Origin of the sequence: Leclercia sp. Marseille-Q4284 (assembly GCF_916618945.1) — a bacterium.
Classification (GTDB): domain Bacteria; phylum Pseudomonadota; class Gammaproteobacteria; order Enterobacterales; family Enterobacteriaceae; genus Enterobacter; species Enterobacter tamurae.
Map to the genome: position 1 here is coordinate 937,762 of NZ_CAKAKG010000002.1, position 21,565 is coordinate 959,326.

Annotated in this window: 23 protein-coding genes; 13 read left to right on the forward strand and 10 right to left on the reverse strand. The window is 57.0% G+C overall.

Going from position 1 to position 21,565, the window contains the following annotated elements; all coding sequences use genetic code 11:
• Positions 1-225 precede the first annotated feature (225 nt).
• The 5 genes from typA to fabY all read left to right on the forward strand — a co-directional run bounded on the left by typA (position 226) and on the right by fabY (position 5,210).
• Positions 226-2,049, forward strand: coding sequence for a ribosome-dependent GTPase TypA (typA, locus tag LG383_RS19175; RefSeq protein WP_106995737.1), 1,824 nt, complete (start codon positions 226-228; stop codon positions 2,047-2,049).
• A 266-nt stretch (positions 2,050-2,315) separates the two neighbouring features.
• Positions 2,316-2,915 carry a glucose-1-phosphatase gene (gene yihX / locus LG383_RS19180; RefSeq protein ID WP_106995738.1) on the forward strand — a complete coding sequence of 200 codons (600 nt, stop codon included), beginning with the start codon at positions 2,316-2,318 and terminating at the stop codon, positions 2,913-2,915.
• Complete coding sequence (locus LG383_RS19185; RefSeq protein WP_106995739.1) at positions 2,909-3,790, forward strand: virulence factor BrkB family protein; 882 nt, start codon at positions 2,909-2,911, stop codon at positions 3,788-3,790. The genes yihX and LG383_RS19185 overlap by 7 nt, the downstream gene beginning before the upstream one ends.
• Positions 3,787-4,224: a D-aminoacyl-tRNA deacylase gene (gene dtd / locus LG383_RS19190; RefSeq protein WP_106995740.1), complete on the forward strand. Its 438-nt coding sequence runs from the start codon at positions 3,787-3,789 to the stop codon at positions 4,222-4,224. Before LG383_RS19185 ends, dtd begins: the two co-directional genes overlap by 4 nt.
• Positions 4,225-4,268: 44 nt before the next feature.
• Positions 4,269-5,210 carry a fatty acid biosynthesis protein FabY gene (gene fabY, locus LG383_RS19195; RefSeq protein WP_166184932.1) on the forward strand — a complete coding sequence of 314 codons (942 nt, stop codon included), beginning with the start codon at positions 4,269-4,271 and terminating at the stop codon, positions 5,208-5,210.
• Positions 5,211-5,215: 5 nt separating this feature from the next.
• Here fabY and LG383_RS19200 read toward each other — a convergent pair whose 3' ends face one another.
• Positions 5,216-5,503 carry a type II toxin-antitoxin system RelE/ParE family toxin gene (locus tag LG383_RS19200; RefSeq protein ID WP_225759932.1) on the reverse strand — a complete coding sequence of 96 codons (288 nt, stop codon included), beginning with the start codon at positions 5,501-5,503 and terminating at the stop codon, positions 5,216-5,218.
• Positions 5,496-5,738 carry a type II toxin-antitoxin system ParD family antitoxin gene (locus LG383_RS19205; RefSeq protein ID WP_106995743.1) on the reverse strand — a complete coding sequence of 81 codons (243 nt, stop codon included), beginning with the start codon at positions 5,736-5,738 and terminating at the stop codon, positions 5,496-5,498. Before LG383_RS19205 ends, LG383_RS19200 begins: the two co-directional genes overlap by 8 nt.
• A gap of 277 nt (positions 5,739-6,015) precedes the next feature.
• On the opposite strand from LG383_RS19205, the gene LG383_RS19210 reads away from it, so the two are divergent.
• The gene (locus LG383_RS19210) at positions 6,016-6,258 is read left to right on the forward strand and encodes a ribbon-helix-helix domain-containing protein (protein WP_225759933.1); all 243 of its coding nucleotides are present in this window, start codon (positions 6,016-6,018) and stop codon (positions 6,256-6,258) included.
• 2 nt (positions 6,259-6,260) lie between these two features.
• Positions 6,261-6,632 carry a type II toxin-antitoxin system VapC family toxin gene (locus LG383_RS19215; protein ID WP_225759934.1) on the forward strand — a complete coding sequence of 124 codons (372 nt, stop codon included), beginning with the start codon at positions 6,261-6,263 and terminating at the stop codon, positions 6,630-6,632.
• A gap of 39 nt (positions 6,633-6,671) precedes the next feature.
• Here LG383_RS19215 and fdhE read toward each other — a convergent pair whose 3' ends face one another.
• The 4 genes from fdhE to fdnG are packed head-to-tail and all read right to left on the reverse strand — an operon-like array spanning position 6,672 to position 12,195.
• Positions 6,672-7,601 carry a formate dehydrogenase accessory protein FdhE gene (gene fdhE / locus LG383_RS19220; RefSeq protein ID WP_225759935.1) on the reverse strand — a complete coding sequence of 310 codons (930 nt, stop codon included), beginning with the start codon at positions 7,599-7,601 and terminating at the stop codon, positions 6,672-6,674.
• Positions 7,598-8,233 carry a formate dehydrogenase cytochrome b556 subunit gene (gene fdoI / locus LG383_RS19225; protein WP_225759936.1) on the reverse strand — a complete coding sequence of 212 codons (636 nt, stop codon included), beginning with the start codon at positions 8,231-8,233 and terminating at the stop codon, positions 7,598-7,600. Before fdoI ends, fdhE begins: the two co-directional genes overlap by 4 nt.
• On the reverse strand, positions 8,230-9,132 hold the full coding sequence (gene fdxH / locus LG383_RS19230; protein ID WP_106995747.1) for a formate dehydrogenase subunit beta: 903 nt from the start codon (positions 9,130-9,132) through the stop codon (positions 8,230-8,232). The genes fdoI and fdxH overlap by 4 nt, the downstream gene beginning before the upstream one ends.
• A gap of 12 nt (positions 9,133-9,144) precedes the next feature.
• Positions 9,145-12,195: a formate dehydrogenase-N subunit alpha gene (gene fdnG / locus LG383_RS19235; RefSeq protein WP_225760164.1), complete on the reverse strand. Its 3,051-nt coding sequence runs from the start codon at positions 12,193-12,195 to the stop codon at positions 9,145-9,147.
• Positions 12,196-12,598: 403 nt separating this feature from the next.
• Here fdnG and fdhD point away from each other — a divergent pair, with 403 nt between their 5' ends.
• Positions 12,599-13,435 carry a formate dehydrogenase accessory sulfurtransferase FdhD gene (fdhD, locus tag LG383_RS19240; protein ID WP_106995749.1) on the forward strand — a complete coding sequence of 279 codons (837 nt, stop codon included), beginning with the start codon at positions 12,599-12,601 and terminating at the stop codon, positions 13,433-13,435.
• 114 nt (positions 13,436-13,549) lie between these two features.
• Complete coding sequence (locus LG383_RS19245; protein WP_106995750.1) at positions 13,550-13,762, forward strand: DUF1471 domain-containing protein; 213 nt, start codon at positions 13,550-13,552, stop codon at positions 13,760-13,762.
• A gap of 41 nt (positions 13,763-13,803) precedes the next feature.
• Here the strand turns inward: LG383_RS19245 and LG383_RS19250 are convergent, their stop codons facing one another.
• Positions 13,804-14,127 (reverse strand): AzlD domain-containing protein, encoded by a 324-nt coding sequence (locus tag LG383_RS19250; protein ID WP_106995751.1) that lies wholly within the window; start codon positions 14,125-14,127, stop codon positions 13,804-13,806.
• Positions 14,127-14,786 (reverse strand): AzlC family ABC transporter permease, encoded by a 660-nt coding sequence (locus LG383_RS19255; RefSeq protein WP_225759937.1) that lies wholly within the window; start codon positions 14,784-14,786, stop codon positions 14,127-14,129. The genes LG383_RS19250 and LG383_RS19255 overlap by 1 nt, the downstream gene beginning before the upstream one ends.
• A gap of 102 nt (positions 14,787-14,888) precedes the next feature.
• Between LG383_RS19255 and LG383_RS19260 the strand changes: the two genes are divergently transcribed.
• The 4 genes from LG383_RS19260 to LG383_RS19275 all read left to right on the forward strand — a co-directional run bounded on the left by LG383_RS19260 (position 14,889) and on the right by LG383_RS19275 (position 20,001).
• Positions 14,889-15,437 carry a helix-turn-helix domain-containing protein gene (locus LG383_RS19260; protein WP_106995753.1) on the forward strand — a complete coding sequence of 183 codons (549 nt, stop codon included), beginning with the start codon at positions 14,889-14,891 and terminating at the stop codon, positions 15,435-15,437.
• A gap of 21 nt (positions 15,438-15,458) precedes the next feature.
• Positions 15,459-16,454 carry a LacI family DNA-binding transcriptional regulator gene (locus tag LG383_RS19265; protein ID WP_225759938.1) on the forward strand — a complete coding sequence of 332 codons (996 nt, stop codon included), beginning with the start codon at positions 15,459-15,461 and terminating at the stop codon, positions 16,452-16,454.
• Between the two features lie 104 nt (positions 16,455-16,558).
• On the forward strand, positions 16,559-18,682 hold the full coding sequence (locus tag LG383_RS19270) for an alpha-galactosidase (protein WP_225759939.1): 2,124 nt from the start codon (positions 16,559-16,561) through the stop codon (positions 18,680-18,682).
• 44 nt (positions 18,683-18,726) lie between these two features.
• A complete protein-coding gene (locus LG383_RS19275; RefSeq protein WP_106995756.1) occupies positions 18,727-20,001 on the forward strand; it encodes an MFS transporter in 1,275 nt (424 codons plus the stop codon).
• On the opposite strand, the gene rhaM is transcribed toward LG383_RS19275, so the two are convergent.
• Positions 19,989-20,303, reverse strand: coding sequence for an L-rhamnose mutarotase (gene rhaM / locus LG383_RS19280; protein ID WP_106995757.1), 315 nt, complete (start codon positions 20,301-20,303; stop codon positions 19,989-19,991). The two genes, LG383_RS19275 and rhaM, sit on opposite strands and share 13 nt — an antisense overlap.
• Positions 20,300-21,448 carry a lactaldehyde reductase gene (gene fucO / locus LG383_RS19285; RefSeq protein ID WP_225759940.1) on the reverse strand — a complete coding sequence of 383 codons (1,149 nt, stop codon included), beginning with the start codon at positions 21,446-21,448 and terminating at the stop codon, positions 20,300-20,302. The genes rhaM and fucO overlap by 4 nt, the downstream gene beginning before the upstream one ends.
• Positions 21,449-21,565 lie beyond the last annotated feature (117 nt).

Genomic DNA, 21,565 nt, shown 5'->3' on the forward strand with positions numbered 1-21,565 from the left:
AGGGCTGCACCATGATGGTTTTGTTGCACCAGTATAGTGCTTCAATGTGAACATTGAGCACCATATTGGTGCAATTTACGTTAAAGTGCCCTTTTACCGCTCCGTGAAAGCGATCACAAAGCATCTCTGCGATACTTGTTTGCGGGGGATGTTTGTGATCCTGTTTTGTAGTGCGATTAATCCGTGTACAATAACGCGCTATTTCTAAATGCCTGAGGCAAAGTTGTGATCGAAAATCTGCGTAATATCGCCATCATCGCGCACGTTGACCATGGTAAAACTACCCTGGTTGATAAGCTGCTGCAGCAATCCGGTACCTTCAGTAATGAGCGTGCTGAAGCCACCGAACGCGTGATGGACTCCAACGATTTGGAGAAAGAGCGTGGGATTACCATCCTCGCTAAAAACACCGCTATCAAATGGAATGACTACCGTATCAACATCGTTGATACCCCTGGGCACGCCGACTTCGGTGGTGAAGTTGAACGTGTAATGTCCATGGTAGACTCCGTTCTGCTGGTCGTTGACGCAATGGATGGCCCAATGCCGCAGACGCGCTTCGTAACCAAAAAGGCGTTTGCCCATGGTTTGAAGCCAATCGTGGTTATCAACAAAGTTGACCGTCCTGGCGCGCGTCCTGACTGGGTTGTGGATCAGGTCTTCGACCTGTTCGTTAACCTGGACGCAAGCGACGAGCAGCTCGATTTCCCAATCATCTATGCATCTGCATTGATGGGTATCGCGGGTAACGATCACACTGATATGGCGGAAGACATGACCCCGCTGTATCAGGCGATTGTTGACCACGTTAAAGCACCAACCGTTGACCTTGATGGTCCGTTCCAGATGCAGATCTCCCAGCTGGATTACAACAACTACGTTGGCGTAATCGGTATTGGTCGCATCAAACGCGGTAAAGTGAAGCCTAACCAGCAGATCACTGTTATCGACAGCGAAGGTAAAACACGTAACGGTAAAGTCGGTAAAGTACTGACTCACCTCGGTCTGGAGCGTATTGAATCCACCGAAGCCGAAGCGGGCGATATCATTGCTATCACCGGTCTGGGCGAACTGAACATCTCCGACACCCTTTGCGATCCGCAAAACGTCGAAGCGCTGCCAGCGCTGTCCGTTGATGAACCAACCGTAACCATGTTCTTCAACGTCAACACCTCTCCGTTCTGTGGCAAAGAAGGTAAATACGTTACCTCTCGTCAGATCCTTGACCGCCTGAACAAAGAGCTGGTGCACAACGTGGCACTGCGTGTTGAAGAAACCGAAGATGCGGACGCGTTCCGTGTATCCGGTCGTGGTGAGCTGCACTTGTCTGTACTGATCGAAAACATGCGTCGTGAAGGCTTCGAACTGGCTGTGTCCCGTCCGAAAGTTATCAACCGTATGATCGATGGCCGTATGCAAGAGCCGTTCGAGAACGTGACGCTGGATATCGAAGAACAGCACCAGGGTTCTGTGATGCAGGCAATGGGCGAGCGTAAGGGCGATGTCAAAGACATGATCCCTGACGGCAAAGGCCGTATTCGTCTGGATTACCTGATCCCGGCACGTGGCCTGATCGGCTTCCGTACCGAGTTCATGACCATGACTTCCGGTACAGGTCTGCTGTACTCCACCTTCAGCCACTACGATGACGTTAAGCCAGGTGAAATCGGCCAGCGCCAGAACGGCGTGCTGATCTCTAACGGCCAGGGTAAAGCGGTGGCATTCGCCCTGTTCAGCCTGCAGGATCGCGGTAAGCTGTTCCTGGGTCACGGTGCAGAAGTTTACGAAGGCCAGATCATCGGTATTCACAGTCGTTCTAACGACCTGACCGTAAACTGCCTGACCGGTAAAAAACTGACCAACATGCGTGCTTCCGGTACTGACGAAGCAACCACGCTGGTTCCGGCACAGAAAATGTCCCTCGAACAGGCTCTGGAATTTATCGATGACGACGAACTGGTAGAAGTTACTCCTACCTCCGTCCGTATCCGTAAACGTCACCTGACCGAGAACGACCGTAAACGTGCGGGCCGTGGTCCTCGCGACTAATACGGTGCGTATGCCGGGTGAGCGTTATCGCCACCCGGAAAGCAAAAAGCCGCTGAGCGATCAGCGGCTTTTTTATTGGCAAAATTACGGTAAGACAACGGACGATTTCATCTCTTTATATTCTTCACGGGGCAATGATGGAATCTGATGTCAACGAAGCCAGCGTGGCGCAGGCCGTGCCTTCCTTTCTCTAAGCTGGCGCTGGCGCATAGCCAAACATCTTCTTTCCCGCTACAGTTACTTTTCACGGCGAAAAGGAGAAATACATGCTCTATATCTTTGATTTAGGAAACGTAATCGTCGATATCGACTTCAATCGTGTGCTGGGAACATGGAGTGATTTCAGCCGCGTTCCGCTGGCGACGCTTAAGCAAAGTTTTACGATGGGCGACGCCTTCCATCAGCATGAGCGCGGTGAGATTTCGGATGAACAATTTGCCGAAAAGCTCTGCCATGAGATGGAACTCCCCCTCAGTTACGAACAGTTCTCCCACGGCTGGCAGGCGATTTTTGTCGGCATTCGTCCCGAGGTGATTGCCATCATGCACAAGCTGCGCGAGCAGGGGCATCGGGTGGTGGTGCTGTCCAATACCAACCGTCTGCACACGACCTTCTGGCCGGAAGAATATCCTGACGTGAAAGCGGCGGCGGACAAGATCTATCTGTCTCAGGAGATGGGGATGCGCAAACCGGAAGCGCGGATCTACCAGGCCGTTCTGCAAGCCGAAGGATTCTCTGCCGCCGACGCCATCTTTTTTGACGATAACGTCGATAATATAGAGGGAGCTAACCAGTTGGGTATCACGTCAATTCTGGTGACCGGAAAACAGACGATCCCCGACTACTTTGCGAAGCAGTTATGCTAAAAACCGTTCATCAAAAAGCCAGCCACCACACCCGACCGCTGCGTGCGTGGCTAAAACTCCTCTGGCACCGCATCGATGAGGACAACATGACCACGCTGGCAGGCAACCTCGCCTACGTGTCGTTGTTGTCGCTGGTGCCGCTGGTGGCCGTTATTTTTGCCCTTTTTGCCGCCTTTCCGATGTTTTCGGATGTCAGCCTGCAGCTCCGCCATTTTGTCTTTGCCAACTTTATGCCGGCCACCGGGGATGTGATTCAGAATTACATCGAGCAGTTTGTCGCTAACTCCAGCAAGATGACGGCGGTTGGGGCGTGCGGGCTAATTGTCACCGCGCTGCTGCTGATGTACGCCATTGATAGTGCGCTCAATACCATCTGGCGCAGCACCCGGGCGCGCCCCAAAGTTTACTCATTTGCGGTCTACTGGATGATCCTGACCCTGGGGCCGCTACTGGCCGGGGCCAGCCTGGCGATCAGCTCTTATCTGCTCTCGTTACGCTGGGCCAGCGAACTCAACAGTGTGATTGACGATGTGCTGCGTATCTTCCCGCTGCTCTTGTCCTGGCTCGCGTTCTGGTTGTTGTACAGCATTGTTCCTACCACGCGCGTACCTAACCGGGATGCGATGGTGGGGGCGATGGTGGCCGCTCTGCTTTTCGAACTGGGCAAGAAAGGCTTCGCGCTTTACATCACCATGTTCCCCTCCTATCAGCTGATTTATGGCGTGCTGGCAGTGATCCCCATTTTGTTCCTCTGGGTTTACTGGACGTGGTGTATCGTCTTGCTTGGCGCCGAGATTACTGTCACTCTCGGGGTATATCGCGAACTAAAAAAAGCGGCCGAAGCCGAAAAACGACGAGAAGCAGACCAACCATGATTGCATTAATCCAGCGCGTAACCCGTGCCAGCGTCACCGTGGAGGGAGAGGTGACGGGTGAAATTGGCCCAGGACTTTTAGTCTTGTTAGGTGTCGAAAGGGATGACGACGAGCAAAAGGCCAACCGCTTATGCGAGCGCGTGTTGGGGTACCGTGTCTTCAGCGATGCGGAAGGCAAAATGAACCTCAACGTGCAGCAGGCGGGGGGCAGCGTGCTGGTGGTGTCGCAGTTTACGCTGGCAGCCGATACCGAGCGCGGCATGCGCCCGGGCTTCTCAAAAGGAGCGGCGCCGGATCGGGCAGAAGCGTTATATGAATACTTTGTTGACCGTTGCCGTCAGCAAGAGATGCATACACAGACCGGACGATTCGCTGCAGATATGCAGGTCTCGCTGGTAAATGATGGCCCCGTCACGTTCTGGCTCCAGGTATGAGTGAGCTGATGGTACGGCCGCGGGTAACAAGAGAGAGTACAGCTATGTATCACCTTCGAGTACCGCAAACGGAAGAAGAGTTAGCGCTTTACTACCAGTTCCGCTGGGAGATGTTGCGTAAGCCCTTACATCAGCCGAAAGGGTCGGAACGCGACGCCTGGGACGCCATGGCACATCACCAGATGGTGATGGATGAAGAGGGCAACCTGGTCGCCGTCGGGCGGCTGTATATCAATGCCGATAACGAAGCCTCCATCCGCTTTATGGCGGTGCACCCTTCTGTGCAGGACAAAGGTCTCGGCACGCTGATGGCGATGACGCTGGAGTCTGTCGCCCGTCAGGAGGGCGTGAAGCGCGTCACCTGTAGCGCGCGGGAAGATGCGGTGGAGTTCTTTGCCAAGCTGGGTTTTATCAACCAGGGCGAAATCACTACCCCGCAAACCACCCCGATTCGCCACTTTTTGATGATCAAACCCATCGCCTCGCTGGATGATATTCTGCATCGTGCCGACTGGTGCGGTCAGCTGCAGCAGGCCTGGTATCAGCACATCCCCCTGAGCGAAAAGATGGGGGTGCGCATTCAGCAGTACACCGGGCAAAAATTCATCACCACCATGCCGGAGAGCGGCAATCAGAATCCGCACCACACCCTGTTTGCCGGCAGCCTGTTCTCGCTGGCGACGCTCACCGGCTGGGGACTCATCTGGCTGATGCTGCGCGAGCGTCATCTTGGCGGCACTATCATCCTCGCCGATGCCCATATTCGTTACAGTCGTCCTATCAGCGGCAAGCCGAGCGCAGTGGCGGATTTAGGCTCGCTCAGCGGCGATCTCGACCGATTGGCCCGCGGCCGCAAAGCCCGCGTGCAGATGCTGGTGGAGCTGTTCGGTGACGAGACGTCTGGCGCGGTATTTGAAGGCACCTATATCGTGCTGCCCGCGAAGCCGTTTGGTGCGTATGAAGAGGGCGGGAACGAGGAAGAGTAGTGGTGCTAGCGGAAATGCCGTAAAGGGTCCATTTGCTGATGCAGGATGCGGATGACAAAAATAGCGTCATCCGCGTGCCGATAGAATATGGCATGCTGGCCGTAATCATGCCGACGTGCACCGTCAATCAGGTTTTGACAATCCCTTCCCATTAACGGATTTCTTGCCAGCAACTTCAGCAGTCCGTCCAGTTCATTTGTATATTTGTCGGTCTGTAACGGGCCGAAACGACGCCATGTGTATTCATAGATTGCTTCAAAATCTTTAGCTGCCAGATTAGAGAGTCTATACATTTAAGTTACGTTTTTTCCTTGCTGCTATCTCTTGTAACGTTAGCGAACTCTCTCCACTAAGCAGGCCCTCTTCAAGAGCTTCGCGGAGTTTACCGGTTCGCAATTCATGTTCTTCCAGCAAACGCAGTGCGGAGCGAACAACTTCGCTTGTCGAGCCATAACGTCCGCTTTCAATCATTCTGTTGATGAACTGGTCCAGGTTTTCGCCGAGGGTGATACTGGTTGTTCTGGGCATTGTGGTTTCCTGTTGTGTTATCTATTAACACAAAATAACACCAGCAGCGTAAAATGCGAATCCTTTTCCATAGGCTTATTTATGTCCTTTTTTCTGTATGAATATACAGCGTTATAGACTGGTTTTCGGCTGATGAAAACAGTGGGTTTTGTTGAGGATTCGAATCTGGAAAGCGGCTCGCAAAAGCGTTCACTCCTGTAACAATTCTCTTTAACCCTAAATTAATAAGGTGTATTTTGCCTGAAAATTAACCATAGATGATATACTGAGGTGATATATGAGTTTATCGGTGAATATTGATATGGGCAGAATACTGATTGATTTGTCAGACGATGTTATTCAACGACTTGATGCCCTGAAGCAGCTGCGGAACCAGCCTCGCGCTGAATTATTACGGGAAGCGATAGAACTCTATCTTGACCAGCAAAGCTCTTCGGTTATCCGTGATGCTCTTGGTCTGTGGGGCAATCAGCAAGAAGATGGGCTCGAGTACGAACGTAAGCTGCGTGAAGAGTGGTGATCATGGAGCACATGGCGGTATTTGATACCAATATTCTCATCGACCTCTTCAATAATCGCGTTGAGGCTGCTGACGTCATTGAAGGCACTGCATCGCACCGGGCAGTGAGTCTGATCACGTGGATGGAAGTCATGGTGGGGGCCCGCAGGCACGGCCATGAAGCCAAAACTGCGGCGGTGATGGGCGCTTTTGAGATTATCGATGTATCGAGAGACATTGCCGAAAGAAGTGTTTTACTTCGCGTGAAGCATGGGATGAAACTTCCTGATGCCATTATTCTGGCCACTGCGCAGAGTCGTAATTGCCCATTAATATCCAGAAATACCAAAGATTTTGCAGGAATACCTGGGGTAGTTGCACCTTATCAACTGTAGGCCGGGCAAGCTTGCGCCGCCCGGCATTATCACAGGAGATTACTCCCCTTCACCCGGGAACAGGAACGGGTTGATCGAGCTGCGGGCAAAGCCCTCCTGCTCCATTTTGGCGTCCAGAATCAGCGTGGCGAGATCGTCAGCGACGGCCTCCACTTTCGGGTCTTTTTCCTGATACAAAATCTTCAGGTAAGTGCCGCAGTCGCCACAGCTTTCGGCTTTCACCGCTGACTGCTCGTTCTCCAGCGACCAGTAGTTCAGATCGCGGGTCTGCTCGCAGTTGCTGCATTTGATGCGCACCACGTGCCACTCGGTTTCGCACAGGTTGCAGTGCAGATAGCGCAGCCCCTGAGTGGTACCGATTTGCACCATGCTGGAGACCGGCATCGAACCGCACACCGGGCAGAACTGGCGTGCTTCACCGTACTCAGCGCGGGCTTTGCCTGGGATCAGACTGGCCATTTGCGCCCAGTAGAGCGACAGGGCGGCCCAGATAAACGGCGCTTTATCGCTGCTGACCGAGGCAAAATCAGAGGCAAACAGCGCGCTCGCCATCTGCTCCAGCTCCTGCTCAGAGGCTTTCTCGAGATTCTCGATCACCGCCAGCGCAGGGCCGCTCATCTCAGGCTTCAGCTCGGCTATCAGCGAGTGCAGCAGTTTTTGCCAGTGCTTATCGCGCGGCAGGACGTGGATATCCAGCGGCGGCTTGCCCTGAACGTTCGCCTCTTTAATGCGCGCGGTCAGATCCATCTGCAGCGGATGGTCGTACAGCACCACTTCCTGGGCATGAGCGATCAGCCCGGCAAAGCGCAGATAGTCGCCAAGCGGGTTGTTCTCTGCCAGCTCACGCAGGCGTTCCGCGCGGCGGTTGTAGAGGTTTTTCAGTCTGGGGAACAGTAGCGGCGGAATCACTTCCGCCGTGCGTTTCTCGCTCGAACCCAGCTCATCTTGCGGGATTATGCGAATACTCATTCAGATGACTTTTCCTGTTTCTGGCGGACTTCACGGTACCAGCGCGGGTGATGTTTCTTCGCCCACGTCTTAGTGACCCAGCCTTCCACCATCGCGGTAATGGTGCCTTTCACCCAGAGGGCGGCGTAGATATGCACCATGATAACCACAATTAACGCCACTGCGGCAAATGAATGCAGCATTAACGCAAATCGGATCACCGGGATTGAGAAAGCAGGCGCAAAGTACGGACGCCAGATGATCACGCCACTTGCCAGCAACAGGACCAGGAAGATAATCGCCGCCCAGAATACGCATTTCTGGCCGAAGTTATAGCGTCCGGTATCACCCACTTCCGCGTTGACGACGATCTTACGAATATTCTTCGCCCAAAAGATATCATCCCGATTGATTAGGTTGTGGTGCCAGTAGCGGAAAAACATGATGATGAACGAGGCGAACATCACCACCCCGACAAACGGGTGCAGGATGCGCGCCAGCTGCGGCGTACCGAGGATCTGCATCAGCCAGTTGAAGGAGGGGAAGAAGAACCCCAGCCCGCTTATCGCCGCCAGCATGAAGCAGAAGGCGGTGACCCAGTGGTTGATACGTTCCGGCGCCGTGTAGCGCACGATGGTGTCACGTCTTCTCATTTGCGCACCTCGTCTTTCTCTTCATGCAGGTTGTCATCTTCCTCTTCCGCGCGGTTCGGCCCGACACCGACGTAGTGGAAGATGCTCGCAGCGAACGTCGCGGCAAACCCGACGGCGGCCAGTGGTTTCCAGATGCCTTTCCAGAATTTCACCGTGGCGCTGATCTCCGGGTTCTCCGGCAGGCCGTGATACAGATTCGGCTTGTCGGCGTGGTGCAGCACGTACATCACGTGGGTCCCGCCAACACCGGCCGGATCGTACAGGCCTGCGTTGTCGTAACCGCGGGTTTTCAGCTCGGATACGCGCTCGCCCGCCAGCGTTTTCATGTCCTCTTTGGAGCCAAAATGAATGGCGCCGGTTGGACAGGTCTTTACGCAGGCCGGCTCCTGGCCGACATTCACACGGTCGACGCACAGCGTACATTTATAGACGCGGTTGTCTTCCGGGTTCAGGCGCGGCACGTCGAACGGACAGCCCGCGATGCAGTAGCCGCAGCCGATGCACTGTTCGGACTGGAAGTCGACGATGCCGTTGGCATACTGAATGATCGCCCCTTCAGACGGGCAAGCCTTCAGGCAGCCCGGATCCGCGCAGTGCATACAACCATCTTTGCGGATCAGCCATTCCAGTTTGTCGTTCTGCTCCACTTCCGAGAAGCGCATCACCGTCCAGGATTTGGCGGTCAGATCGGCGGGGTTGTCATACACCCCGACGTTGTGACCCACTTCATCACGGAGGTCGTTCCACTCCGAACAGGCCACCTGACAGGCTTTACAGCCGATACAGGTGGTCACGTCGATAAGCTTCGCCACTTCCTGCTGGTGGTCCCGCGCCTGAGGCGCGGGGGTGAAACTGTTAGTCGCGGAACGACGAATAATGTCTTGCGATTGATAAGCCATAAGTCGTCTCCGTTACACCTTTTCCACGTTCACGAGGAAGGCCTTGAACTCCGGCGTCTGCGTGTTCGCATCACCGACGAATGGCGTCAGGGTGTTGGCAATAAACCCTTTCTTCGCCACGCCCTCATAACCCCAGTGAATCGGAATACCGATGGTATCCACCTGCTGACCGTGTACGTTCAGCGTGCGAATACGCTTGGTCACCACCGCCTTGGCCTTGATGTAGCCGCGGTTGGAGGAGACCTTGACGGTATCGCCCTGATTGATGCCGAGTTTATTCGCCAGCTTCTCGCCGATCTCCACGAACTGTTCCGGCTGCGCGATGGCGTTAAGCCGCGCGTGCTTGGTCCAGTAGTGGAAGTGCTCGGTCAGACGGTAGGTGGTGCCGACATACGGGAACTTGTCTTTTTTACCCAGCGCCTCGAAATCGCCTTTAAAGATACGGGCGGCCGGGTTAGAGACCACGTTCGGGTGCAGCGGGTTGGTGCCCAGCGGCGTCTCAAACGGCTCGTAGTGTTCCGGGAACGGGCCTTCCGCCATCTTATCGATAGCAAACAGACGTCCCATCCCTTCAGGCTGCATGATAAACGGCCCGACATCGCTGCCTGGTGCGGCAGTGCTGTAGTCCGGAATATCCACGCCGCCCCATTTGGCGCCGTCCCACTTCAGCAGCTGACGCTTCGGATCCCACGGGTTGCCCTGCGGGTCAGCGGAGGCACGGTTATAGAGAATGCGGCGGTTCAGCGGCCACGCCCATGCCCAGCCCAGCGTATTGCCGAGACCTGACGGGTCGGCGTTGTCGCGGTTGGCCATCTGGTTGCCTTTCGGCGTCCAGCTCCCGGCAAAGATCCAGCAGCCACTGGAGGTGGTGCCGTCATCACGCAGGTGCGCAAAGGTGCTGAGCTGATCGCCTTTCTTCGCCAGAACCGCGCCGGTGGCCGGGTCGATAACATCCGCCAGCGCCTTACCGTTGCTCTCCATCGCCACTTCTTCCGGGGATGGATTTTCCGGCGTCGAGTAGTTCCAGCTCATGTTCAGCACCGGTTCCGGGTTCGCCCCACCTTCAGAGGCGTACATCTTACGCAGGCGTAAGAAGATGCCGGCCAGGATCTCGCCGTCGTTCATGGCGATGCCCGGGGCGTCTGCGCCTTTCCAGTGCCACTGTAGCCAGCGACCGGAGTTGACGATAGAACCGTTCTCTTCCGCGAAGCAGGTGGACGGCAGACGGAACACTTCGGTCTGAATCTTCGATGGATCGACATCGTTCGACTCACCGTGGTTCTGCCAGAAGGTCGCCGTCTCGGTGTTAAGCGGGTCAATGGTCACCAGGAACTTCAGTTTCGACAGAGAGGCGACAACTTTGTTCTTGTTCGGGAACGACGCCACCGGGTTAAAGCCCTGGCAGATATAGCCGTTGACCTGACCCTGGTTCATCATCTCGAAGTACTGCAGAACGTCGTAACCCTTGTCCCACTTCGGCAGCCAGTCAAAGCCCCAGCTGTTTTCCGCCGTCGCTTTGTCACCATAGAAGGCCTTCATCATTGAGACGAAGAACTTCGGATAGTTGCCCCAGTAGTTCACCTGGCCTTCGAGCAGCGGTTTTGGTGTGCTGGCCGTCAGGTAGGTTTGCAGGTCGGTCTGTTTCTCGCTTGGCAGGTTCATATAACCCGTCAGGCTTTGCGACAGCAGACCGAGGTCAGTCAGACCCTGAATGTTGGAGTGACCGCGCAGGGCGTTGACGCCGCCGCCAGCCATCCCCATGTTGCCGAGCAGCAGCTGAACCATCGCCATGGTACGGATGTTCTGCGCGCCGACAGAGTGCTGCGTCCAGCCAAGGGCATACAGGAACGAGGCGGTTTTATCGTGAGCGCTGGTTTCAGCGATCATCTCGCACACCTTCAGGAAGTCGGCCTTCGGCGTCCCACAGATGTTCTCCACCACGTCCGGCGTATAGCGGGAGACGTGCTCTTTCAGCAGATTCCAGACGCAGCGCGGGTGTTGCAGGGTGGTATCGCGCTTCGCAAAGCCTTTCTCATCCAGCTCGTAGTTCCAGCTGGTTTTGTCGTACTTGCGTTTATCGGCGTCGTAACCGCTGAACAGGCCATCTTCGAAGTGATAATCCTCACGCACGATCAGGCTGGCGTTGGTATAGGCTTCGGTGTATTCGCGGTTATATTTTTCGTTGGTTAGCAGGTACAGCAGTACGCCTGACAGGAAAGTGATGTCAGTACCTGAACGAATCGGGGTGTAGAAATCCGCCACTGACGCAGTACGCGTAAAGCGGGGATCGATCACAATCAGTTTCGCACCGTTGTGGATTTTGGCTTCCATCGCCCAGCGGAACCCGACGGGGTGCGCTTCAGCGGCGTTACCGCCCATCACCACGATGAGGTTGGCGTTCTTGATGTCGACCCAGTGGTTGGTCATCGCACCGCGACCAAATGTTGGAGCAAGACTTGCTACCGTTGGTCCGTGTCAGACACGCGCCTGGTTGTCGACCGCGAGCATACCGAGTGCGCGCGTAAATTTCTGGGTTAAATAGCCGGTTTCGTTACTGGAGGCAGAGGCACACAGCATGCCGGTGGAGAGCCAGCGGTTGACGGTGGTGCCTTCGGCGTTCTGCGCCATGAAGTTGGCATCGCGATCTTCTTTCATCAGCTTAGCGATGCGATCGAACGCTTCGTCCCAGCCAATTTGCTGCCATTTATCGGAGCCTGGCGCGCGATATTCCGGGAATTTCAGGCGGCTTTCTGAGTGGATGAAGTCCACCAGACCTGCCCCTTTCGGGCAGAGCGCACCGCGGTTGACCGGATGATCCGGGTCACCTTCGATATGGAAAATAGATGCTTTGGCGTTTTTTGCACCGTCACCGAGGCTATACATCAACAGCCCACAGCCGACAGAGCAGTACGTACAGGTGTTACGGGTTTCGCGGGTGCGCAGCAGTTTGTACTGCCGTGTTTCCGCCAGCGCTACGCCGGGCGCAAAGCCCAGTGCCGCCGCCGTGGTGCCTGCCATACCGCCAGCGCAGATCTTAAAGAACTGCCTTCTGCTGACCTGCATGGTCACTCCTTGTTTCGACATTGCTACCCTTCATTTCCTCGCGCCTGCGCGCGAATTATTGGGGGTGATTATTGTTTTACTTCACGGCTATTTTTTGACCGCAAAGTTGAAAATTTGCGTTAAACCCTCATTTCCACGAGGGGTATGTCAGAATACCACAATGTCGGTACGCTTGTTCCAACGGCGTTAAAACAAAGTGAACGTATTATCACGGTGATGATTATAAAATGTGATATTGATCACATGGTGCCCCGAAACTGTTACAAATCTGTTTCTCCCTCGGGTTTGAATCTTCGGTAAAGTTGCGCGGACAGGGCGGTAAAAATTGATCCATACTATGCGCCAGGCTGGAAAAGTATGGTGCAATAGCAGGCCTCTCCCGTGGTTGCTCAGGATATTCGTTGTGTTGAAACAAAATGGTGATACCCGCATTACGTCGCTGCCTGTCGGCGTGGCAGAGCGCCGGGTACACAGACCCCCTCAGATTAGCCTCCCGACTCCCGATTTCCTGGCGGAAGAGGTGCCCGTCGCGCTGGTTTATAACGGTATCTCCCACGTGGTGATGATGGCCTCGCCGAAAGATCTGGAGCTCTTTGCCATCGGCTTTTCGCTGTCTGAAGGCATCATTGAGCACCCGCGTGAGATCTACGGCATGGAGGTGATATCCGTTTGCAATGGTCTCGAAGTGCAGATTGAACTCTCCAGCCGCCGCTTTATGGGATTAAAAGAACGTCGGCGGGCGCTGGCGGGGCGCACCGGCTGCGGCGTCTGCGGCGTGGAGCAGCTTAACGATATCGGCAAGCCCGTGGTGCCGCTGTCCTTCACCCAGCGTTTTAACCTTGCCCATCTCGATCGGGCGCTGGCGCATCTCAACGACGTGCAGCCCATCGGACAGCTGAGCGGCTGTACCCATGCCGCCGCCTGGGTAATGCCCTCGGGCGAGATCGCGGGCGGGCATGAAGATGTCGGACGCCATGTGGCGCTGGATAAACTGCTGGGTCGTCGGGCGGGAGAGAGTGACGCCTGGCAGCAGGGGGCCGCGCTGGTCTCCAGCCGGGCCAGCTATGAGATGGTGCAAAAGGCGGCGATGTGCGGGGTTGAGATCCTGTTTGCTGTCTCCGCAGCCACCACACTGGCGGTTGAAGTGGCCGAGCGCTGTAACCTGACGCTGGTAGGGTTCTGCAAGCCAGGAAGAGCCACGATTTATACCCATCCGGAACGTCTGATTATTGATCAATAATTTTGAATGTTGAGAGCAAATCCTTCCGCTATCAGTTATCGGTGATAAGGCCTATTATTTATCACATCAAGGCACAACGCCTTACAACAACAACTCATCGCAAGGATTTATCTCATGAAAACCATCAAAACTTTTGTTGCAGTAATCGCTCTGGCTACCTCTTTCGGTTCTTTCGCTGCCCAGTCTGTTACCGCCTCCGCCAGCACCATTGATGGCGCAGAAGCGAAAATCGCGGCTCAGGCCGAGCAGGCAGGCGCATCGTCTTACACCATTACTCAGGCCTTCGCCGGTAACCGTGTACACATGACCGCTGAACTGAATAAATAACAGCACAGTATCTGTCGAAAGAGCGCCCCCGGGGCGCTTTTTTAGTTTATGCCTGCCAGGCGTAATAATGCCGTCACCACTGCCGCTGCGACGATCACGAAAATCAACGGCACCTTGCGCCAGGCGAGGAAAACCGCAAAGCCTACGCCCAGCACTCGCGCCATCCCGGCAAAATGTCCCCCTTCATAGAAGGTGGTCGCCAGCGCCACCGAAAACAACAGTACCGTTGCCGCATCCGACAGCAGCGCCTGGGAGCGTTCAGACAGCGCTAACCGGCTGCCCAGCTTCGCTCCGCCAAGACGCATCAGGTAGGTGCCCGCCGACAGCAGGGCGATGCCGAGAATAAAGACGGTCATGTTTTCCATTATTTCTTCCTCGTCGCGAGGCCAAGCAGGGAGAGCAGCACCGGCAGGCCGACCGGGGCAAAGGGTACGGCGGCCAGGGACAGGGCCGCACCGCTGCAGGCGCGGATCAGCGTGGTGCGGTTCTTAAAGGCGGGCACAACCAACGCCAGTAGAATGGCCGGGAACACCGCATCCAGCCCGATGGTTTCCGGCTCCGGCAGCAGCTTGCCGACCATCGCCCCCAGCAGGGTGCCCAGCGGCCAGATAATTGCCACCCCCAGACCGCAGAGCCAGTAGGCGGCCTTGCGCTGCTCAGGTGTTTTTTGCGACAGGCCAAACACCACGCTTTCGTCATTCATAATGTGGCAGCCAAGGAAGCTGGCGCCGCGTTTTCCCACCAGCTCACGCACCGTCACGCCGAAGGGGACATGGCGGGCGTTGACCAGCAGCCCGGCCGCCGCTGCGGCAAGGGGGTTGCCCCCGCTGGCGACGATGCCGATAAACATAAATTCCGAGGCGCCCGCCAGCACCGAAATCGAGAGCACAAAGGGTACCCACAGCGGGAAGCCATACGCCATCGCCAGCGAGCCGTAGGACATCCCCACCACGCCCACCGCCAGACACACGAGAATAATCGCCTTGATGGTGTCGTCTTTGAGACAAGAGAAAGCCTGTTTCATACAATTTTAGCCATATCGAACGAGTATCCATTATAATGAACGCATCACATTCGTTTATCAAGATGAACGATTCGTTCGATTTATAGAACAAGAGACCGTTTTATGACGCAGCCAATCAGCGTAATCGCCAAAAGCCTGGTGCGGGAGCGCATGCGTACCGGGCTTTCACTGGCGGAGATCGCTCGCCGGGCCGGGATCGCCAAATCCACCCTCTCCCAGCTGGAGTCCGGCAACGGCAATCCCAGCCTTGAAACCCTGTGGTCGCTCTGCGTGGCGCTGGATATTCCCTTTGCCCGTTTGCTGGAACCGCAACAGCCCACGACCCAGGTGATCCGCCGTGGCGAAGGGACAAAAGTCAGTGCCGAACAGGCTAACTATGAGGCCATTTTGCTGGCGACCTGCCCGCCGGGGGCCCGACGTGATATCTACATGCTGATGGCGCAGCCGGGTGCGGATCGTATATCTCATCCCCATCCGCCGGGTTCGGTTGAACACATTATTATTACTCAGGGCCGGGCGCTGGTTGGCCTCATCGACGCACCGGAAGCGCTCGGGGAAGGGGACTATATTTGCTATCCTGCAGACCAGCCGCACATCTTCAAAGCCCTTGAGCCCGATACCTGGGCGCTCATGGTGGCAGAACAAAACTAACACCCAAAGACACGGATAATCATGTCGCTTAAAGCCATTGCCAAAGAACTGGGACTGTCGGTAACGACGGTGAGCCGCGCCCTCAACGGCTATTTTGACGTTTCCAGCGAGACGCGTGCCCGCGTGGAAGCCGAAGCGCAGCGCCGCGGCTATCGGCCGAATACCTTTGCCCGTCGTCTGAAGATGGGCAAAATCGACGCGGTAGGGCTGGTCTTCCCGGTGCATCCCGTTCCGCTCAATAACAGCGTCTTTATGGAGATGGTCGGCGAAATTAGCCACGAACTGGCGCAACATGAGATCGATCTATTACTGATTGCCGACGACGATCTGGCCGACAAGCACAGCTACATGCGCATGGTGCAGAGCCGTCGCGTGGATGCGCTGATCGTGGCCCATACCCTGGATAACGATCCGCGTCTCGAGCAGCTGCAGGCCGCCGGGTTCCCGTTCCTCGCGCTGGGCCGTAGCCAGTTGCCGAAGCCCTACGCCTGGTTTGACTTCGATAACTATGCGGGCACGTACAACGCGACCCGGCGGTTAATCGGGCAGGGTCATCAGCGCATCGCGCTGCTGGGTGAGAGCAACAATCAGGCGTTTATTACCCAGCGCCGCCAGGGCTACCTTGATGCCCTGAACGAGGCGGGGCTCTCCAGCGAATGGCTGCGCACCATGCCGCCTTCACGCCGGGCGGGTTACACCACCACTCAGGCGCTGCTGGCGCTGGATGTCGCTCCCACGGCGATCGTCACCGACTGCAATACCCATGGCGACGGGGCCGCGATGGCGCTGGCGCAGATGGGACGTTTAACCGGCGAGAACGCCGTGGCGCTGGTGGTGTACGACGGTCTGCCGCAGGACAGCATTGTCGATATCGACGTGGCGGCGGTGATCCAGTCCACCCGTCAGGGGGTGGGCAAGCAGATCGCCGATATGGTGCTGCAGCTGATTAACGGCGACGACATCAGCCAGCTTCAGGTGCTGTGGCAGCCAGAATTCTCCCCGGGCCAGACGGCATAATTTTCCCCAATTTCTAAACCCGATCACAAATCCGAAACGTTTTGGTTTGTATCCGAAACGTTTCGGATCAACACTCAGGATATCCCGATGACAGGAGATGTCCGATGCAAGAGGCAGTTTTACGACTCGCGAGCGAAACGGTGGATTTGATAATCAAAACCCACCCGTTCGCCGAAATTCTTTACTGGGGGCCGCACCTTCGCCACTTTTCGCCGCAGGATGCGGCTACTTTATCCCGCCCAATCGCCAACGGCAGACTGGACGTTGACTCCCCGATCACGCTGATGGCGGAACTTGCCCACGGGCTGTTCGGCGCCCCGGGCATTGAAGGCCACCGACAGGGGCTGGATGGCTCGCCGCGGTTTCGTACCGTCGCGGTAGCGCAGCAGGGACAATCCCTGACCCTCACCGCCGAAGATGATACCGCCGGCCTGCGTTTGACCAGCGAGATCGCCCTTGATGACAGCGGCGTGCTGGCGATTCGCCACGGCCTGACCAACCTTAAAAGCCAGCCGTGGCAGGTTGATCGCCTGGCCGTCACCCTGCCGCTGGCGGAACGTGCCCGCGAGGTGATGGCGTTTCATGGCCGCTGGATCCGCGAATTCCAGCCGCATCGCCTGCTGCTGGAGCACGACAGTTTCGTGATCGAAAACCGCCGCGGCCGCAGCTCCCACGAGCATTTCCCGGCCCTGATCGGCGGCACGCCGGGCTTCAGCGAAATGCACGGCGACGTCTGGGGCGTACACCTGGGCTGGAGTGGCAACCATCGCCTGCGCGCGGAGGCCAAAACCGATGGCCGTCGTTACCTGCAGGCCGAAGCGCTCTATTTGCCGGGTGAGATGGCGGTGGCGGAGGGGGAAACCCTGTGGACGCCACGCCTCTACGCCAGCTACTCCACCCAGGGGCTGAACGGCATGAGCCAGCAGTTCCACCGCTATCTGCGCAGCAACATCATCCGCTTCCCGGAGAATAAGCCGCGCCCGGTGCATCTCAATACCTGGGAGGGGATCTACTTTGACCATGACCCTGAGTACATTATGCGGATGGCAGACGAAGCGGCTTCGCTGGGGGTGGAGCGCTTTATCATCGACGATGGCTGGTTTAAAGGGCGTAACGACGACCATGCGGCGCTGGGGGACTGGTATCTCGACGAGCAGAAATACCCCAATGGCCTGACGCCGGTGATCAACCACGTCAAAAGCCTCGGGATGGAATTTGGTATCTGGGTCGAGCCGGAGATGATCAACCCCGACTCCGATCTGTATCGCACCCACCCGGACTGGGTGCTGGCACTGCCAGGTTATGAGCAGGCCACCGGTCGCCACCAGTGGGTGCTGAACCTCAACATTCCTGCCGTCTTCAACTACCTGCTGGAGCGCATAAGCTGGCTGCTGGGCGAGCACGCGGTGGACTACGTGAAGTGGGACATGAACCGCGAGCTGGTGCAGCCGGGCCATAACGGTAAAGCCGCTGCCGACGCCCAGACCCGCCAGTTCTACCGTCTGCTGGACACCCTGGGCGAGCGCTTCCCGCACGTGGAGTTTGAATCCTGCTCCTCCGGCGGCGGGCGTATCGACTATGAAGTCCTGACCCGCTGCCACCGCTTCTGGGCGTCGGATAACAACGACGCGCTGGAACGTAATACTATCCAGCGTGGCATGAGTTACTTTTTCCCGCCGGAGGTGATGGGCGCGCATATCGGTCATCATAAATGCCATGCCACTTTCCGCCAGCACAGCATTGCCTTCCGGGGCCTGACGGCGCTGTTCGGCCATATGGGGCTGGAGCTGGATCCCCTCGCCGTGGATGAGCAGGAGCGCGAAGGCTACCGGCACTATGCGGCCCTGCATAAGCAGTGGCGGGAGGTGATCCACCACGGCACCCAGTGGCGGGTGGATATGCCCGACAGCACCACGCTGGCGCAGGGGATAGTGAGTCAGGATCAGCGCCAGGGGCTGTTTATTGTCAGCCAGTTGGCGATGCCGGATTACACCCTGATGATGCCGCTGCGCATGCCGGGCCTCGAAGCCAGCGCGCAGTACCGCATCACCCTGCTCGATCACCCCAATATCCGCCTGACTGGCGAAGGGGGACACACCATGCGCAAGCTGCCGGCGTGGATGGAGTCCCCGCAAACGGTGAGTGGCGAATGGCTGATGCAGGCGGGGCTTGCTCTGCCGGTGCTGGACCCGGAAACCGCCATCCTGATTGGCGTTGAACGCGTATAAGGGCAATGGGCCGGGCGACCGGCCCTGAGTTGAGGATAAAAATAATGAACACGACTGCCTGTACCCACAAAGACAACCCTAACTTCTGGATTTTCGGGTCGTTCTTCTTTCTCTACTTCTTCATCATGGCCACCTGCTTTCCGTTCCTGCCGATCTGGCTGTCGGATATCATCGGCCTGAATAAAACCCATACCGGGATCGTCTTCTCCTGCATCTCGCTGTTTGCCATCTCGTTCCAGCCGGTGCTGGGGATAGTGTCGGACAAACTGGGGCTGAAAAAACACCTACTGTGGATCATCGCGGTGCTGCTGTTTTTGTTCGCGCCGTTTTTTCTCTACGTCTTCGCTCCGCTGCTGAAAACCAATATCTGGCTTGGGGCGCTGAGCGGTGGGATCTATATCGGCTTCGTCTTCTCGGCAGGGTCGGGCGCGATTGAGGCCTACATCGAACGTGTGAGCCGCAACAGCTTCTTTGAGTACGGCAAGGCGCGCATGTTTGGCTGTCTCGGCTGGGGGCTGTGCGCCTCGACGGGTGGGGTGCTGTTCAGTATCGATCCCTCATATGTATTCTGGATGGGGTCCGGGGCGGCGCTGATACTGATGCTGCTGCTGGTGGTTGCCAAACCGAAGCCCAACCAGACCGCGCAGGTGATGAATGCCCTCGGCGCTAACCAGCCGCAGATCACTGCCCGAACCGTCTTTAACCTGTTCCGCCAGCGCAAAATGTGGATGTTCATTTTGTACGTGATTGGCGTGGCCTGTGTGTATGACGTCTTCGATCAGCAGTTCGCCACCTTCTTTAAAACCTTCTTCGCCACGCCGGAGGAGGGGACGCGGGCGTTTGGCTTTGCGACCACCGCCGGGGAGATCTGCAACGCCATCATCATGTTCTGCTCCCCGTGGATCATTAACCGCATCGGCGCAAAAAATACGCTGCTGATTGCCGGGGTGATCATGGCGACGCGCATTATTGGTTCGTCATTTGCGACCACCGCCGTGGAAGTGGTGGCCCTGAAGATGCTGCACGCCCTGGAAGTGCCGTTCCTGCTGGTGGGCGCCTTCAAGTACATTACCGGCGTGTTCGATACCCGACTGTCTGCCACCATCTACCTGATTGGCTTCAACTTTGCCAAACAGCTGGCGGCGATTTTCCTCTCCGCCTTTGCCGGGAATATGTATGACCGGATCGGCTTCCAGGAGACCTACCTGATGCTGGGCTGTTTTGTGCTGGCGGTGACGGTGTTGTCGGCGTTTACGTTGAGCAGTAAGCGGGATATCGCTGCCGCGAGCGCGGCAGCGTTGACCCATCAGGCCAGGTAAAACACCTCTCGCAGCCCGGTACTCACCGGGCTGTTGTCCGGGTTAGAGGGCATCACCTCCCCCATATAGTTCCACCAGCGCTGGCAGACATCGGTGTTTGCCACCGCGTTCCAGCGCTCTTCCGACTCGATCTCTACCGTGGCAAACAGCAGGTTACGGCTCTTATCCAGATAGATGGCGTAGTGGTGCGCGCCGTGGTCTTTCAGAACCGCTTCCAGCTCGGGCCAGATCGGGTTGTGGCGACGTTCGTACTCTTCGTGTGCGTCAGGGTTCACCTGCATTACAAAGGCTTTGCGGATCATAATGCCTCCAGATAGAGCTCGCGCACCTCGTCGCGGCTGGCAGCACGCGGGTTGCAGGGTGCACAGGGGTCGGCGAGGGCTTTGTCGAGCCAGCCTTCGATGTCGGCTTTGGTCACGCCCAGCGTGCTGAAGCCGGACGGAATGCCGACGCGGGTGCTCAGGTCACGAATCGCCTGAATGGCCGACATGCTGGCCGCTTCGTCGCTCATCTTGCGGGTATCGACGCCCATCGCCTGCGCCACGCGGGCAAAGCGCGCCACGGCGTTCGGACGGTTAAAGTTTTCGATGATCGGCAGCAGGATGGCGTTACACACGCCGTGCGGCAGGTTGTGCGTGGCTCCCGGCTGGTGGGCCAGGGCGTGCACCAGCCCGAGTCCGGCGCTGTTGAAGGCCATCCCGGCCAGATACTGGCCGAAGGCCATCTGCTCGCGTGCCTTCAGGTTATGCCCGTTGTCCACCGCTTCCGGCAGCCAGCGGGCGATCAGGCGAATGGCCTCCAGCGCGTTGGCGTCAGTCAATGGGTGAGCACCCACGGAAACATACGCTTCGATGGCGTGGGTCAGGGCGTCCATCCCGGTGGCGGCCGTGACGGAAGCCGGAATATCAAGCATCACGCTGGCGTCATCCACGGCGATATCCGGAATAATGTTCGGGTCGATAATCACCTCTTTGACCTGACGTTCAGAGTCGATGATCACTGCGTTGCTGGTCATCTCCGCCGCCGTGCCTGCGGTCGTGTTGATCGCCACCAGCGGCACGCCGGCGTTGATGACTTTGCCGACCCCGGAGTACGCGGTAGACGGACCGGGGTTGGCGGTGAGGATTTTAACCGCTTTGGCGGTGTCGATCGGGCTGCCGCCGCCGAAGGCAATAATGTAATCGCACTTTGCGGCCAGGTAAGCGGCAAAACCTTCCTGCACCAGCGCTTCGGTCGGGTTCGGGAAGACCGCGTCGAACAGCTGATATGACATCTGCTGTTCGTCGAGGGCGGTAAACAGACTGTCGAGCAGGCCCATTTTTACCAGCTGACCATCGGTGACGATCAACGCCTTGCCCCACTGTTTGGTTGCCACCAGCTTAACCATATCGCCGATTGCGCCTGCGCCGTGCAGGCTGATTTTCGGCAGCGCCAACATAAAGCTCATGATAATTCTCCTTAATGGTGATTTTGCAAATCTGCGCCCCTCACCCTAACCCTCTCCCCGGAGGGGCGAGGGGACTGCTCCGTGCGGCCTTTCTCCCTCTCCCCTTTGGGGAGAGGG